Genomic DNA, 1,335 nt, shown 5'->3' on the forward strand with positions numbered 1-1,335 from the left:
GTGAGGTTCACCCCGAACGGTGGACAGGGGCTTACGGGATTTCATGCAGCCGCTGGGAGTGACTGCTCGAAGGTGTTGGGGCTGAGTATCCCGATCGCGGAGTGCCGTCGCACACTGTTGTAGAACTTCACCCAATTGTCAACTGCGGCAACGAGTTCTGTCTTTGTGGCGTAGACGTGCCGGTAGTAGTGCTCGTGTTTGAACGTCGACCAGAACGATTCCGCCGGGCTGTTGTCCCAGCAGATCCCGGTCGCGCCCATCGACCGGCGCAGGCCGTGCCGGAAGCACGCCTTCGCGGTCAGGTGCGCCGTGTATTCCCCGCCGCGGTCGGAATGCAGGATCGTGCCGCGAGACCTGCCGTCGCGGACAGCGACGGCGGCGTCGATCGCGGCGGTGACCATTTCGGCGCTGATGCGGTCGGACATGCTGTAGCCCAACACTTTCCGGGTGTGCCCGTCCCGGATCGCGCAGAGTAACATCTCGCCTTCACCACACGCCAGGTACGTGGTGTCGGTCAGCCAGACCGCGTCGTTTCGGCCACAGTCGAAGGCGCGTTCGACCAGATCCGGCGGGAACGACGCGGACGGATCGGCCACCGTCGTCTTCACCTTGAAGGTGCGCGGGCTGATGCCTTCCAGCCCGATCGAGGCCATGATCTTGGCGACGGTCTTCACCGTGACCGCCTCGCCCTGATCACGCAACTCCGCGGCGACCCAGGTTCCGCAGGAATCCCGGTGCGCCTCGGTGATCTTCACCTCGAGGTCGGCGCGGCGTTGCTGCCGCGGCGTCAGCACCGTTGCCGCGACACGCTTCACGTGCGCGTAGTAGCCCCGACCTCGACACGCCCAGCAGCCGCGCCATGCGCCGGACCGAGAACCGTGCGCGTCGTCGCGAGGCGGCGCCGACCGGCTCGGCGGAGTCGTCGAGGCCGGCGTACTCGGCCGTCAGAGCGAACCGGGCCGGTTCTTCTGCATCGCGGCAAAGTACGCCGAGGCTTTTACCAGAAAGGCGTTGTCCTTCTCCAACTCGCCGACCTGCTGGCGCAACCGTTGCAGCTCGGCCCGCTCGGCCGCCTCCAGAGGTTTGTCCCCGTGGACCTCGGCTGCGTTGACCCGGCGGCGTTCGTCTTTGACCCAGACGCTCAACATGCCCGCGTCGATGCCCAGCTCCCGGGCGACCTCGGCGATCGACCGACCGGAATCGATCACGCGGTGAGCAGCCTCGACCTTGTACTCCGCCGGGTACGACCGGCGCTTGCGACCAGGCATAAGGACATCCTTCCAGCAGGACAACTCGTCCTGCCAACTCGGTGTCCACTACCCGGGGTGAACCTCA

At 66.1% G+C, this 1,335-nt stretch carries 1 protein-coding gene and 1 pseudogene; both read right to left on the bottom strand.

From position 1 onward, the window contains the following. Positions 1 to 41: 41 nt before the first annotated feature. Positions 42 to 821: pseudogene (locus ACFXI3_RS47105) on the bottom strand (IS3 family transposase); the annotation flags it as partial. A gap of 123 nt (positions 822 to 944) precedes the next feature. Then, complete coding sequence (locus ACFXI3_RS47110) at positions 945 to 1,268, bottom strand: transposase (protein ID WP_378408755.1); 324 nt, start codon at positions 1,266 to 1,268, stop codon at positions 945 to 947. Between the last annotated feature and the right edge of the window lie 67 nt (positions 1,269 to 1,335).

Source organism: Amycolatopsis sp. NPDC059235 (assembly GCF_042754125.1).
In the GTDB taxonomy this organism is placed as follows: Bacteria; Actinomycetota; Actinomycetes; order Mycobacteriales; family Pseudonocardiaceae; genus Amycolatopsis; species Amycolatopsis albidoflava.

Coding starts and splice junctions, on each gene's coding strand:
- ACFXI3_RS47110 (WP_378408755.1), bottom strand. CDS start 1,268: ATGCCTGGTCGCAAGCGCCGGTCGTACCCGGCGGAGTACAAGGTCGAG.